This is a genomic window from Halobellus sp. MBLA0158 (assembly GCF_041477585.1).
GTDB classification, from domain to species: domain Archaea; phylum Halobacteriota; class Halobacteria; order Halobacteriales; family Haloferacaceae; genus Haloquadratum; species Haloquadratum rubicundus.
Genome location: NZ_JBGNYA010000001.1, coordinates 2,907,961 through 2,921,170 on the forward strand (window position 1 = coordinate 2,907,961; position 13,210 = coordinate 2,921,170).

General features: G+C 67.8%; 16 protein-coding genes and 1 pseudogene. 10 read left to right on the forward strand and 7 right to left on the reverse strand.

From position 1 onward, the window contains the following. Positions 1 to 123 precede the first annotated feature (123 nt). Positions 124 to 1,080 (forward strand): NADPH:quinone reductase, encoded by a 957-nt coding sequence (locus OS889_RS14795; protein ID WP_372391065.1) that lies wholly within the window; start codon positions 124 to 126, stop codon positions 1,078 to 1,080. Here the strand turns inward: OS889_RS14795 and OS889_RS14800 are convergent, their stop codons facing one another. Then, positions 1,081 to 2,493, reverse strand: coding sequence for a DUF6498-containing protein (locus OS889_RS14800; RefSeq protein WP_372391067.1), 1,413 nt, complete (start codon positions 2,491 to 2,493; stop codon positions 1,081 to 1,083). A gap of 195 nt (positions 2,494 to 2,688) precedes the next feature. Here OS889_RS14800 and OS889_RS14805 point away from each other — a divergent pair, with 195 nt between their 5' ends. Continuing rightward, entirely contained in the window at positions 2,689 to 4,056 is a 1,368-nt protein-coding gene (locus tag OS889_RS14805; RefSeq protein WP_372391069.1) for a sodium-dependent transporter, read from the forward strand. A gap of 54 nt (positions 4,057 to 4,110) precedes the next feature. Here OS889_RS14805 and OS889_RS14810 read toward each other — a convergent pair whose 3' ends face one another. The 3 genes from OS889_RS14810 to OS889_RS14820 form a co-directional block, all read right to left on the reverse strand. Continuing rightward, complete coding sequence (locus tag OS889_RS14810; protein ID WP_372391072.1) at positions 4,111 to 4,362, reverse strand: type II toxin-antitoxin system HicA family toxin; 252 nt, start codon at positions 4,360 to 4,362, stop codon at positions 4,111 to 4,113. Beyond that, complete coding sequence (locus OS889_RS14815; RefSeq protein WP_372391074.1) at positions 4,363 to 4,632, reverse strand: type II toxin-antitoxin system HicB family antitoxin; 270 nt, start codon at positions 4,630 to 4,632, stop codon at positions 4,363 to 4,365. 65 nt (positions 4,633 to 4,697) lie between these two features. Further along, a complete protein-coding gene (locus OS889_RS14820; RefSeq protein ID WP_372391076.1) occupies positions 4,698 to 5,351 on the reverse strand; it encodes a potassium channel family protein in 654 nt (217 codons plus the stop codon). Positions 5,352 to 5,534: 183 nt separating this feature from the next. Between OS889_RS14820 and OS889_RS14825 the strand changes: the two genes are divergently transcribed. Then, positions 5,535 to 6,968, forward strand: coding sequence for a sodium-dependent transporter (locus tag OS889_RS14825; protein WP_372391078.1), 1,434 nt, complete (start codon positions 5,535 to 5,537; stop codon positions 6,966 to 6,968). Between the two features lie 45 nt (positions 6,969 to 7,013). On the opposite strand, the gene OS889_RS14830 is transcribed toward OS889_RS14825, so the two are convergent. Then, entirely contained in the window at positions 7,014 to 7,214 is a 201-nt protein-coding gene (locus tag OS889_RS14830) for an HVO_0649 family zinc finger protein (protein WP_372391080.1), read from the reverse strand. 166 nt (positions 7,215 to 7,380) lie between these two features. On the opposite strand from OS889_RS14830, the gene OS889_RS14835 reads away from it, so the two are divergent. From OS889_RS14835 to OS889_RS14850, 4 genes are all read left to right on the forward strand, one after another. Then, positions 7,381 to 8,925 (forward strand): acyl-CoA carboxylase subunit beta, encoded by a 1,545-nt coding sequence (locus tag OS889_RS14835; protein WP_372391636.1) that lies wholly within the window; start codon positions 7,381 to 7,383, stop codon positions 8,923 to 8,925. Between the two features lie 3 nt (positions 8,926 to 8,928). After that, positions 8,929 to 9,210 carry a DUF8022 family protein gene (locus tag OS889_RS14840; protein ID WP_372391082.1) on the forward strand — a complete coding sequence of 94 codons (282 nt, stop codon included), beginning with the start codon at positions 8,929 to 8,931 and terminating at the stop codon, positions 9,208 to 9,210. 151 nt (positions 9,211 to 9,361) lie between these two features. Further along, complete coding sequence (locus OS889_RS14845) at positions 9,362 to 9,877, forward strand: DUF7342 family protein (RefSeq protein WP_372391084.1); 516 nt, start codon at positions 9,362 to 9,364, stop codon at positions 9,875 to 9,877. Beyond that, positions 9,790 to 10,314: a toxin-antitoxin system TumE family protein gene (locus OS889_RS14850; protein ID WP_372391086.1), complete on the forward strand. Its 525-nt coding sequence runs from the start codon at positions 9,790 to 9,792 to the stop codon at positions 10,312 to 10,314. Before OS889_RS14845 ends, OS889_RS14850 begins: the two co-directional genes overlap by 88 nt. A gap of 88 nt (positions 10,315 to 10,402) precedes the next feature. On the opposite strand, the gene OS889_RS14855 is transcribed toward OS889_RS14850, so the two are convergent. Both OS889_RS14855 and OS889_RS14860 read right to left on the reverse strand, forming a co-directional pair. After that, the gene (locus tag OS889_RS14855) at positions 10,403 to 10,609 is read right to left on the reverse strand and encodes a 30S ribosomal protein S17e (RefSeq protein WP_372391088.1); all 207 of its coding nucleotides are present in this window, start codon (positions 10,607 to 10,609) and stop codon (positions 10,403 to 10,405) included. Positions 10,610 to 10,718: 109 nt separating this feature from the next. Continuing rightward, positions 10,719 to 11,141 carry an Lrp/AsnC family transcriptional regulator gene (locus OS889_RS14860; RefSeq protein ID WP_372391089.1) on the reverse strand — a complete coding sequence of 141 codons (423 nt, stop codon included), beginning with the start codon at positions 11,139 to 11,141 and terminating at the stop codon, positions 10,719 to 10,721. A 97-nt stretch (positions 11,142 to 11,238) separates the two neighbouring features. Here OS889_RS14860 and carA point away from each other — a divergent pair, with 97 nt between their 5' ends. The 3 genes and pseudogenes from carA (at position 11,239) to OS889_RS14875 (ending at position 13,157) form a co-directional block, all read left to right on the forward strand. Continuing rightward, positions 11,239 to 12,306, forward strand: coding sequence for a glutamine-hydrolyzing carbamoyl-phosphate synthase small subunit (gene carA / locus OS889_RS14865; protein ID WP_372391090.1), 1,068 nt, complete (start codon positions 11,239 to 11,241; stop codon positions 12,304 to 12,306). Between the two features lie 186 nt (positions 12,307 to 12,492). Continuing rightward, positions 12,493 to 12,750, forward strand: a pseudogene (locus OS889_RS14870) (AbrB/MazE/SpoVT family DNA-binding domain-containing protein); the annotation flags it as partial. Next, on the forward strand, positions 12,750 to 13,157 hold the full coding sequence (locus tag OS889_RS14875; protein WP_372391091.1) for a hypothetical protein: 408 nt from the start codon (positions 12,750 to 12,752) through the stop codon (positions 13,155 to 13,157). The pseudogene OS889_RS14870 and the gene OS889_RS14875, both read left to right, overlap by 1 nt. Positions 13,158 to 13,210: the final 53 nt, after the last annotated feature.

The following is a 13,210-nucleotide window of genomic DNA, read 5'->3' on the forward strand; positions in this document are numbered from 1 at the left end:
ACACTTCGATACGAGCATATCGGAGACACCCGTAGGCGAGCCAATCGCCGCACGGGCGGCCGCGAGTCCGACGCCGCGCCCCTTCGCCGCACTTTATGCCGTCCCGCGCCGAACAACGGGCCGATGCGCGCAGTCAGATTCCACGAGCACGGCGGACCAGAGGTACTGACCGTCGACGAGGTCGACGACCCCGACCCCGAGCACGGCCAGGTCGTCGTCGACGTCGAGGCGGCCGGAGTGAACCCGGTGGACACCTACTTCCGCGAGGGCGCCTATCCGGTGCCGCACCTGCCGTTCATCGGCGGCGGCGACCTCGCCGGCACCGTCGCGGAGGTCGGCGAGGGCGTCGAGCAGTTCGCCGTCGGCGACCGCGTCTTCGGGACCGGGCTCGGCAACGGGATGCCCGGGAGCTACGCCGAACAGGCCGCCGCGCCCGCGGACTTCCTCGCGCACCTCCCCGATGAGGTCGGCTTCGACGCGGGCGCCGCGCTCGGGACCGTCGGCGCGACCGCGTGGCAGGCGCTCGTCCACCACGCGAGCGCCGAGCCGACCGAGGTCGTCCTCGTCCACGGCGGCAGCGGCGGCGTCGGCCACGTCGCGGTCCAGCTCGCGGACACGATGGGCGCGTACGTCCACACGACCGCCTCGCCGGAGTACGAGGCCGAGCTGGAAGACCTCGGCGCCGACACGGTGTTCGACTACGCCCGCGATGACCTCGAAGACGCGGTCACAGAGGCCGGCGGCGCGGACGTCGTCGTCGACCTCCATATGGACCAGTACCTCCAGTTCAACGCGGACGTCGTGAACGCGGGCGGCCGCGTCGTCGGCATCGGCAACGACACCGCCGAGGGCGGCTTCTCCGACATCGGCGTCACGAAGGGCAAGGAGGTCCAGTACCAGTTCATGTCGATGTTCAACGCCGACGACATCGGCGCCGTCCTGGCGAAGGTGGCCGACCTCGCCGCGCAGGGCGAGATGACGCCGGTGGTCCACGAGACCTACGGCTTCGAGGACGCGGGCGAGGCCCAGCGCGCGGTCCTGGAGGACAGTTTCCTCGGGAAGCTCGTGCTGGAGCCGTAACTAGATCCGCGAGAGCGCCGCCCAGACTAGCGCGCCGACGGGCACCAGGAAGAACGGCGCGAACACCAGAGAGACGCCCCACGCCAGCCCGTCGCTTACGTCGGGCGCGGCGAACAGCCCGGCCGGAACCGCCAGAAAGCAGAGCGCCAGAACGCTGGCGGCAGCGATGACGGCCGGGTCCCGATCGGGCCGATCGGTCTCCCGCACCGGCAGATCCAGTTTCTCGACGGCGCGGTCGACGTCCCGCACGGGACCGAGTCGCACGTCGCGGTCGACTGACTCGACGTCCGAGATCGTGAGCGTCCCGGTCCCGAGCAGCCGATCGGCGATCGCGTTCCGGACCTCGAAGTCCGTGCGCGGGCCGACCGCGACGATCCACTGCGGGGCTTCCAGCGCCGTGTCGTAGGCGACGAGGTCGTCGCCGCGGCGCTGGTACTCGACCGTGCCGTACCGGAGGAAGTAGCTGAGGACCCGCGCGGACGCGATCGCGAGGATCACGAGCAGGGCGAGCACGACTAAGAGCGGATCGCCCGCGACGACGGCGAACACGAGGAACAGGACGGCGAGCAGCCCGACGCGGTTCGCGAATCCGAGGAGGACGGCCCCGACGCTCCCGAGCAGCACCGACCGGGCGTCGACCGCGACGCAGTCTGTCACCTCGGCGTCCGGGAGGTCGAGTTCCGGCGGCGGCTCGCTGTCCCGCGGACCGTCGGGGAGCCACTCGCCCAGCCTGACGAGCGGCCGTCCCACGTGCTCTGTGTAGTATCGGTACGTCGACGTGACCGTCTTCGCGATCACGACGAGCGCGAGGATCGCCAAGCCACCCGCCCGACTGTCGGCCCCAGTGCCCGCGAGCAGTCCCACAGAGAGCACGACGAGCGACAGCTGGGTCGGCGTCCGGACGATCTCCTGGGCCGAGACCTCGGCGTACTCCTCGCCTCCGATGTACTCGAACGCGAAGTCCGACGCCTGCGCGACGAGCAGCGCCGCGATGCCGAGCGCCAAGTCCGGCGAGAGCGCGAACCGCAGGTCGGCCGCGAGCCAGTAGAATACGCTCAGCGGCAGGACCGTGACGAGCCAGAAGCCGAGGATCGAGAGCGCGAACGGGACGTTCCGAGGGTAGATCGGCGGCCATCCGGACCGAAACCGCCAGCCGCCGCGCTTCTCGCGGAGCTCGTGGAGCGGCTCGATCTCGCCGGGGATGCCGGGCGAGCCGCGCTCGGCGAACAGCGCCTTCGCCGCGGCCAAGAGGACGGTGCTGAAGGCTTCGGCCCAGTAGGCCACGAGCAGCGACGAGAGGTCCCAGCCCCAGGCGAACACCCCGACCAGCGGCAGGAGGTTCGCCCCCACGACGGCGACCCCGCCGAGCAGGCGCGTCGCTGCCGAGTCGGGCGGACCGAACGGAGGGCGCATACTCGTGAGCGGATAGGGAACGGCGCGGCATGGGTGTACCGATTCGGCCATTCGGACCGCGTCGCAGAGCGGATCGACGCGACCAATCAAAAAAAGCGGAGCAGACCGATCCACTGTATGTGTGAAATTCTCACTCGGTCCGTAGTTCCGGATCGCGCCGCTTATCAGGTGACCACCGAGTAGCCCGATGCGACTATGAGCCAACGAGAGACCTGGGCGACCCGCGCGGGGTTCATCCTCGCGGCCGTCGGCTCGGCGGTCGGACTGGGCAACATCTGGCAGTTCCCGTTCAAGACCTCCGAGTACGGCGGCGCGACGTTCCTCGTCGTCTACCTGATCGCGGCGCTCGGCATCGGCCTCCCGGCGATGCTCGCGGAGTTCGTCATCGGCCGGAAGAGCAACCTCAACGCCATCAGCGCCTTCGAGAAACTGGGCCACGGCAACTGGAAGTGGGTCGGCGTCCTCGGCGTCGGCACCGGCTTCTGGATCCTCTCGTACTACAGCGTCGTCGGCGGCTGGGTCCTCCGCTACCTCGGCGGCAGCCTCACCGGCGCGTACTTCGCGGACCCGGCGGGCTACTTCGGGTCGATCTCGGCCGGCCTCGACGCCTTAGTCCTCCACGCGGTGTTTATCGCGCTCGTCGTCGCGATCGTCGCCGGCGGCGTCGAGGAGGGCATCGAGAAGGCGACGAAGCTGATGGTGCCGAGCATCGTGGTCATCCTCGGCGTGCTCGCGGTGTGGGTGGTCACCCTCCCCGGCGCCGCGCCGGGCTACGGCTACTTCCTCTCGCCGGACCTCTCGACGCTCAGCCTCTCCGTCTCGTTCGATCCGCTGCCCTCCTTCAGCGGCCCGCTCACGGACGTCATCCCCTTCGCGGTGAGCCAGGCGTTCTTTTCCCTGTCGCTGGGGATGGGCGCGATGATCACCTACGCCTCCTACGTCGGCGAGGACCAGAGCCTCTTCTCTGACAGCCTCACGGTCGTCGTCCTCAACAGCGCCGTGGGCGTGCTGGCGGGCCTGGTCGTCATTCCGCTGCTGTTCGTCCAGGGGATCGAACCCGGCAGCGGCGGCGCGGGCGCGCTGTTCGTCAGCCTCGCGACGGCCTTCGGCGAACTGCCCGCCGGCCGGCTGGTCGGCGTCGTCTTCTTCGCCGTCGTGTTGATCGCGGCGCTCTCGTCGGCGATCAGCCTCCTGGAGGTCGTCACCTCCTACGTCGTCGACAACTACGGCGCGCGGCGACCGCGGATCGCCAGCGCGCTCGGCGCGCTGATCTTCCTGCTCGGGATCCCCTCGGCGATCGATACGGCGTGGCTCGGATGGTTCGACACGCTCGCGTACCAGCTGCTCCTGCCGCTGTCGGTGCTCGGCGTGCTCGTCTTCACCGGCTGGGTGTACGGCCGGCCCGCGGTCGCGGAGCTCCTCTCGGGCTCGTCGCTCGGCGAGGGCGTCGGCCTGACGTGGCTGTGGCTCGCGCGGACGATTGTGATTCTCGCGGTCCTGCTGACGCTGTGGCTGGGCGTCCAGACGCTGTTCGTCGACGGCGCGATCGTGCCGCCCATATAAGGATCGTTCGCGGCTTTCCCGCCCGTCTCGTAGGGTCGGTACCGGCGCCGAGAACTACGAATTGCGGTCGATCCAATCGCAGAACTCCTCGAAGTCCTGTGCGCCCGCGTTAGCTGCGATCTCTCTGAGCGTTCCGACGCGAAGCTCGTCGTGGAGCGGGACCGTCACGTGCCGCCTGTCGTCTTCGTTCGTCGGGTGCTCGTAGTACAGTTGGGCGTGGTCTCCGGTGGTCCGTCGCCACTCGAACCCCCCAGAATTGACGAGAACTTTGATGACCTCCTGCCCCGAGAACGTCCGACTGCCCATTTACTTCAGGGCGTCCGGCGGTTCGCGTTCGCCGGTCGTGTTGTCCTCCGGATCGATGCCGGCCGCTTTCAGTTCCTCGTCTGTCGGCTCGCGGCCACGCTCGCCCTCGTAAAGGGCCACGGCGTCATCGAGATTTGCCAATGCCGCACTTCGTGACGGCCCCTGCGTCGTAACTCCCGTTTCAACGTCTTTGGCGATCCACCCGTCGCCCTCACGCCAGAGGCGGATCTCGTCTTCGTGGTCGTCGCCCTCCCACGTCGAAGTTGCCATTACGTACTCCTACAGGATGGACGAAATAAGCATTTGCCCTGTTCTTCCAAAATCGCCCCGCGAGCCTAGCTCCCCTCTTCTCCGCGACACTGTCGGAGCACCTCGCCGACGACGTCGCGGTCGGCGGCGACGAGGTACCGCCGCCCGCCGATCAGTTCGGTCGAGTGCTGCACGGCGACGTGGCCGTCCGCTTCGGCGATGACGACAGAGCCCTCGGGCAAGGCGTCCGAGACGACCTGGCCCGCCGCCGGCGCGTCGTAGGCGATCCGGACGTCCAGGATTTCGAGGTCGCCGGTGACCTCCTCCAGCGTGCGGACGTCGCTGCCGGTGAGCGCGTTGACCGCCGCGCGGACGCTGGCGCGCTCGGGGAAGTACACCTGATCGACGTACTCCTCGTACTCGTCGCCCGCGCCCTCTTCGATCCGCGCGACCGTCCGGATGCCCGTGGCGTGGCGCTTGGCGGCCATACAGACCACGAGGTTCGTGTCCTGCTTGTCGGTCAGCGCGCCGACGACGCCCGTCTGGTCGGTGATGGCGTCGCCGAGCACCGAGGGCTTGGTCGCGTCGCCGACGACGACCTCGACATCGTCGTCCTCGATCGCGCTGCCCGGTTCCGGGTCGACGACGGTGACGTCCCGCCCCCGGTCGGCGAAGTGTCGGGCCACCCGGTGGCCGACGCGTCCGCTCCCTGCGATCACGACGTGGTCGGAGTCAGTCATAGTTGTTCATTATAGTAAAGGCAAATAAGCGTCCGCCCGGCCAACTCGGGGTGTTCATAAGGGATCGGCGGGCGGCCCTCGCCGGCGACGCGTGGGCGATTCCTCACGAACGTCCGTGTTATCGGTCGAGCGGACGGAATCGGTCCGAAAGCCACTTACTCGGGAGCGGGCGAGTGAGTGCCAATGACACGTGAGACCTGGGCGACCCGCGCGGGGTTCATCCTCGCGGCCGCCGGCTCGGCGGTGGGCCTCGGGAACATCTGGCGCTTCCCGTGGGTGACAGCCGAGAACGGCGGCAGCGCGTTTCTCGTCGTCTACCTCGGGATCGTACTGCTCGTGGGCGTCCCCGGCCTGCTCGGGGAGTTCGTCGTCGGCCGGCGGGGGAAAAAGAGCCCCGTCGGCGCGCTGCGGGACCTCTCGGGCTCGCGCCTCTGGGGGCTGTGGGGCGTCTTCTACGTCGTGACGGCCATCGCTCTCATCTCCTTTTACAGCATCGTCGGCGGGTGGATCCTCCGGTACTTCGGCGAGAGCGCGCTCGGACTCGTCGGCGCGCGCCCGGCGTACTTCGCCGCGCCGGGGCAGTACTTCGGCGGCGTCGCCGCCGGTCTCGACGCCCTCGCCTTTCACCTGCTCTTTCTCGCCTTGACCGCGCTCGTCGTCTTCGGCGGCGTCCGGCGCGGGATCGAGCTCGGGACGAAGGTGATGATGCCAGCCGTTCTCGTGCTCCTGGTCGGCCTCGCGGTCTGGGCCGGAGCGCGCCCGGGCGCGGCCGAGGCGTACGCGTTCTACCTCCGGTTCGACCTCTCGACCGTCCGGGCGAACTTCTTCGACGTGCTCGGGCCCGCGGCGGGGCAGGCGCTCTTCACCCTCTCGCTCGGCGCGGGGACGATGATCACCTACGCCTCCTACATCGACGAGGACCGCTCGCTGCCCTTCGACGGGACCGTGATCGCCGTCCTCAACACGCTGGTCGGCGTGCTGGCGGGCCTCGTCGTCTTCCCGCTCCTGTTCTCGCTCGGCGTCGACCCGGCGCAGACGGCCCCCGGACCGGGCGCGCTGTTCGTCGGCCTCGCGGGCGCGTTCGCCCAACTGCCGGCGGGGGCGGTCGTCGCGACGGCGTTCTTCGGCGTCGTGGTGCTGGCGGCGCTGTCGTCGTCGATCAGTATGCTCGAAATCCCGGTCTCGTTCCTCGTCGACGAGTACGGCCTCACGCGACGGCGCGCGGTCGCCGTCGTCACTGGCGCAGTCGTCGTGACCGGCGGGATCTGCGCGATCAACCCCACGATCCGGGGTACGGCGGTGTTCGGCTTCGTCGCCGGCCCGCTCGTGGACACGCTCCTGACGGCCGGGCTGGCGGCGGTGCTTGTGTTCGTCGGCTGGGTGATGGGCCGCGACGCCGTCTCGGAGTTCCGCTCGGGCGCGGGCGATCTCGCGGGCGGCCTCGCGACGCCGTGGCTCCTCGGCGCCGGCGTCGCCCTGCCCGTCTTCCTGTTTTTCACGCTCCTGACGAACTTCGGCGTGGACGCCAGCCTCGGCTTCTGGCCGACGGTCGCCGTCGCCGTCGTCGCCGGCGGCGCGGCGTTCGCCGGCCTCCGGACCGAGCGTTCGCTCGTCTAGGGCGGGCGCTATTCGGCCCGGCGGAAGCGGCGTCCCGCCGCCCGATCACTCGTGGTCAAGCGAGACCGTCCGGCGGCGGATCGCTCCGCAGCCCGGACAGACGTGGCGGTACTCGACGGTCTTCCCGGTGGTCACGGCCTGCCAGGAGCCGCCGTCGTCGTCGTAGCCGCACTTCGGGCAGACGAGGTCGACCTCGCTGTACCGCGACTGTAACCGTTCGAAGGGTGACCGCGGTGATGTGGCCATAGTCAACACGTACCACGATACGAACTGTCATAAATCATCCCGATCGTTCACGATTCCCACGCGGTGATATCGACGGACGACGAACCTCCCCTTGTCGGATTGCGGAAACCCTTTTGCCTCCCGTCGGCACGTACGTGACGATGATCGGAGGTGGTCCGACGTGACGATGGAGGACCGGATCGAGGAGCTACGCGAAAAGCGCGTGCGCGCGCTGAAAGGCGGCGGCGAAGAGCGGATCGAGGCCCAACACGACAAGGGGAAGATGACCGCCCGCGAGCGGATCGACTACTTCCTCGACGACGGGACCTTCAACGAGATCGACCAGCTCCGCACCCACCGGAACCACAACTTCGGGATGGAGGAAAAGCAGCTGCCGGGCGACGGGGTCGTGACCGGCTACGGCGAGGTGGACGGACGAAAGACGTTCGTCTTCGCCCACGACTTCACCGTCTTCGGCGGCTCGCTCGGCGAGGTCTTAGCGGAGAAGATCACGAAGGTGATGGACAAGGCGGTGGAGGTCGGCGCGCCGGTCGTCGGCCTCAACGACTCCGCGGGCGCCCGCATCCAGGAGGGCGTCCAGTCGCTCGCGGGCTTCGGCGAGATCTTCCGCCGCAACACGGAGGCCTCGGGCGTCGTCCCGCAGATCTCGGCGATCATGGGACCCTGCGCCGGCGGCGCGGTCTACTCGCCCGCGCTCACCGACTTCACGTTCATGGTGAAGGACACGAGCCACATGTTCATCACCGGCCCCGACGTGATCAAGACGGTCACGGGCGAAGAGGTGAGCTTCGAGGAGCTCGGCGGCGCCGTCACCCACGCCTCCACCTCCGGGGTCGCGCACTTCGCCTGCGAGAGCGAGGAGGAAGCCCTCGACGACATCCGCCGGCTGCTGTCGTATCTGCCGCCGAACAACGTCGAGGACCCGCCGCGCGTCGAGCCGTGGGACGACCCCGAGCGCGCCGACGAGTCGCTGAACGACGTGGTCCCCGACGAGCCCCGCAAGCCCTACGATATGCACGACGTGATCGGCGGCGTCCTCGACTCCGATTCCTTCTTCGAGGTCCACGAGGGCTTCGCGAAGAACGTCGTGGTCGGCTTCGCCCGGCTGGACGGCCACTCGGTCGGCGTCGTCGCCAACCAACCGAGAGTCAACGCCGGCACGCTCGACATCGAAGCCTCCGAGAAGGCCTCGCGGTTCGTCCGCACCTGCGACGCGTTCAACGTCCCGATCGTCACCTTCGTCGACGTCCCCGGCTTCCTCCCCGGCACGGACCAGGAGCACAACGGCATCATCCGCCACGGCGCGAAGCTCCTGTACGCCTACTCCGAGGCGACGGTGCCGCTCTTGACTGTGATCACCCGGAAGGCCTACGGCGGCGCCTACGACGTGATGGCCTCCAAGCACCTCGGCGCCGACGCCAACTACGCGTGGCCGACCGCCGAGATCGCAGTGATGGGGCCGCAGGGCGCGGTCAACATCCTCTACGACGACGAACTGGCCGCGGCGGACGACCCCGACGCGCGCCGCGACGAACTAATCGAGGAGTACAGGGAGGAGTTCGCGAACCCCTACACCGCCGCGGACCGGGGCTTCATCGACGCGGTCATCGAGCCGCCCGAGACCCGGGCGCGGCTCGTCTCGGACCTCGAACTGCTCCGCTCGAAGCGCGATTCCCTCCCCGAGAAGAAACACGGGAACCTCCCGATCTGAGCGATGCCCGAAGACCTCACAGAGCGGCTGTCGCTCCCCGACGACGCCACCGACGAGGAGGCGGCCGCCATCGCCGCCGCGGTCGCCGCCCACGTCGCGGACGGAGAGCGAGCCGCCGTGGCCGCCGCGGCAGCGGCCGCCGCGTCCTCGGAACCGACCTGGGACGGCGAGCGGTGGACCTTCGCCGGCCGCGTCGATTCGACGAGCGGCCGACGGATCCGGCGGGTGCCCAGCGGGGCGCCGACGGACAAGTGGACGGCCGCCGGACGCGCCGAGCGGTTCTGAACGCGACGAGCAGCCATAGATTCTACACTGAGTGCCGGGCGTACAGAGACAGCTACGGCGCCGAACCACCTCGGGAGGTCCACCTCGCGGAACCGCTGACGAAATATATCGTCTCGAAGAGAATATATTAGATCAGTACCAACGTACTAGTATGCCCCGGGAGTTCGGGATCGCAGAGAGCTTCGAAGACGAGCTCGCGGCCGCGCCGGCTGACGAGCGCGTGTACCGGATCGCCCTCCAGTTGCACGAGCCGGCGCGGATTTCGGAGATCGCCGACCGGGCGGACTGCGCTTCCGACACCGCTCGTCGCCACTGTGAGCGGCTCGCCGAAATCGGCGTGCTCGACAGCGTCGGCGACGAGCCGGTGACGTACCGGCGCAACGAGGCGTACTTCGAGTGGCGGAGACGCGATCGGCTGACGGAACTGTCGAGCGAACAGCGGCGGGAGCGACTCGCAGAGCTCACGAGTCGAGAGCGGGAGTTCCGCGACCAGTACGGTGTCGACGACCCGGACGCCGTCGTCGCGACCGAACACGCCGATTACGACGAACTCGAAGCAGTCTGGGCAGATCTCAGCGAGTGGCGGACCGTTCGACGGCGCATGGAGCGGCTCGAATCGGTGCGCCGTCGCACGACGAGCGACTCGTCGTCACCCTCGCAGGCGTGACAGGGGATACCTCTTCCCGAACGGTCAACGAGAGCCTCCTGGCCCATCTGCAGTCGGTGCTCGGTCGGCTGCCGGAGGTCGCCGAGGCGTCGCTGTTTCCGCGCTCCAAACAGGAGACGCTGCTCGTCGCTCTCGAAACGGCAGCGTATCCGGACGCAATCGAGACAGTGCGCCTGGAAATCCGGGCCTATACGAACGGCGAGTTCCACATCTCGTACCTCGAACGATACCTGGGTGAGCGACGCCAGTGTCGGTGGGACCGACACGAACAGGACCACAACAGCCGTGATCACTTCCACCCGTTACCGGACGCCAGCACGGCGGCAGCCGAAGATCGGTCGTTTCCGCTGGATCTGACCGCCGTGCTCCGGAGTGTCGTCTTCCCGTGGGTCGAAGAGCGGTTCAGCGAGCTCTGGGACGGAGAGAACGGGAGATAATCCCTCGAAGGTGGCGCAGAACGTCGTCACTTGGTGTCTGAAGCCGCCGCTCGCGACCGCGACACCGTCGAGAACAGAGACAGAACGGTTACGCCGAAGCCGACGAGGAGGGGTCCGAGCCGCCCTTCTTCCGCGTGATGTAGCCCGCGATCCGGTTGCGGACGCCCTTCGATTCGACGTTCGTGAGCGTCGCGACGCTTTCCTTGTTCGTCTCGAAGTCCGTGTTGAACGCCTCGGGATACTTCTCTAAGAGGAGCTTCCCGAGCTGTTTGACGTACTTGGGTTTGATCGCCATATCCCTTCTTCTGCCAGCGTCGCACTAAAACGATTCGTTCCGGCCCGCAGGAGTCGAACGTCGGCAAGGCGGTCTCGAAGCCTCCCGCGACCTCCGAGAGAACCGACGCCTACGGCGATCGCCCGAGCTGTTCGTCGAGGATGAGCCGCGTCTTCGTGTTCTTCACCTCGTCGAGTTCGCGCGCGCGAGTGATGAGGTCGTTCACCGCCTGGGTGTCGGCGGCGTCGACGACGAGGACGACGTCTTCCTCCCCCGAGACCTGCCAGACGAAGTCGACCTGGTCCCATTCTGTCATCTGATCGGTGATCTCCGTGGTGTCGACGTCGACCTTCACCGACACCTCGATCATCGCCTTGATGTTTCCCGTGCTCGTCGAGACGGTGAAGCGCTCGATGATGCCCTCCTCCAGGAGGCGCTCGACGCGGTTCCGAACCGTTCCCTCGGAGGTCCCGACCTGTTCGGCGATCTCCGTGTAGGGCGTCCGGGCGTCGCGTCGGAGGATGTCGAGGATCTGGCGATCGAGGTCGTCCATACGAGGCCAACGACCTCGGGGGGCTTACCGATTACGAAATTCGTAACTCAGCTACGAAAGTAACACTTATACCCCCGGATAACGTCCGTTTCTCGTAATGTCGGACGCCTATCTGGCCCTGGAGGACGGCCGCGTGATCGAGGCTCGCGGGCGCGCTCCGGGACGGACCCGCGGCGAGCTAGTGTTCACGACTGCGTACACCGGCTACGAGGAGAGCCTGACCGACCCCTCCTACGAGGAGCAGGTGCTCACCTTCTCGTACCCGCTCATCGGTAACTACGGCGTCCGGGAGGAGCGATTCGAGTCCGACCGCGTCCACCCGCGCGCGGCGATCGCCCACGAGTTCACCGAAGACGTCGTCGAGTGGCTCCACGAGGAAGACGTCCCTGCGATCGACCACATCGACACCCGCGAACTGGTCACCTCCATCCGCGAGGAGGGCGCGATGAAGTGCGGCATCGCCGTCGGCGACGACGTCACGCCGGCGGACGCGAAGGCCGAACTGGAACAGTGCAAGGGAATGAGCGAGCACGTCGACATCGGCAAGCGCGTCACCACCGTCGAACACACGACCTACGGCGAGGGCGGCGACGTCGACGTCGCGCTCATCGACTGCGGCGCGAAGATGTCGATCGTCGAGTCGCTCGTCGAGCGCGACGCCACGGTCCACGTGCTCCCCTACGACACCACGAGCGAGGATCTCGCGGCGGTCGACCCCGACCTCCTGTTCATCTCGAACGGCCCGGGCGACCCGGCGAACTTCGAGGCCGCCCAGGAGCTCGTCGAAGCGCACGTCGGCGAACTGCCGATCGCCGGGATCTGCCTCGGCCAGCAGGTCGTCGCCCGCGCGCTCGGCGGCACGACCGAGAAGATGGACTTCGGCCACCGCGGCGTGAATCAGCCGGTCCGCGACCTCGACTCCGGGAAGGTCGTGATGACGACCCAGAACCACGGCTACACCGTCGGCGAGCCGGGCGACAAACTCGACGTGAAGCAGATCAACGTAAACGACGACACCGCCGAGGGCCTCGCGAACGAGGAACTGGACATCATCACCCGTCAGTACCACCCCGAGGCCCACCCCGGTCCCCACGACTCGCTCGGCTTCTTCGACGACGTCCTCGCGATGACGGACGCGAGCCAGCACGTCGTCGCCGACGACTGATAGCGATTACTCTCACTGTTTCCCACCGACGCCACCCCCGGTGACGGCGTTCGGCGGTACGAGACGAGAGTAATCACTACGAAGCCTGAACACACGGCCTCGTCGCTCGATTTTTCCGCGGTACGCGTCTGTCGGAGAAGGAGCCACACCAACGCTAAGGTATCACAGCCAGTATTACTACATACGAGCGAGTCCACGCGCGTCACGGAGAAGGGACAGGCGACGATCCCGAAGGAGCTCCGGGAGAAGTACGGTTTGAATCCCGGCGACGAGGTCGTCTGGATGGACACCGACGAGGGGATCGTCGTCAAAAAGCGCACCCGCACCAGCGGTCGCGGGATGCTCGTGCCCGAAGACACGCCCGAAGAGAAGCGCGAAGAGATCGCCGAGGCGCTGGAACAGCGAGTCCGCGACCGTCGCGACCGCAACTACGAGGACGCCTGATGGCGACGTACACCGCCGACGCCGTCGCACTCTTGGCCTATCTCGTCGACGCGCTCCCGCCGGAGGCGGACCGAGTATTTACCGAGGCCGAGGCTGGAGAGACGGTGATCCAGGCACCGAGCACGGCGCTCGGCGAGGTGCTGTACTCGGTTTCGCGGGACAAGGACGTCCGGGGCGTGACGCTCACGGGGACGCCCGAAGACGCCCGTCAGGCGCTGGTCGGGAGCGGGCCGATCTCGGTCGCGCCGGTCGGCGACGCCGAACTCGTCGAATACGCAGGCGTGGTCGATCGGTTCAGTATTCACGACGGCCTGATCGTCGCCAGCCACCGAGCACGGGATACGGACGCGATCATCACTACCAACAGCGCGATCGCCGAGGTCGACTACGAAACCGTCTGGGAGTAGGGGGCGCCCGTCGAGACCCACGGATTTATGACGAAACGCACGGAGAACGGACC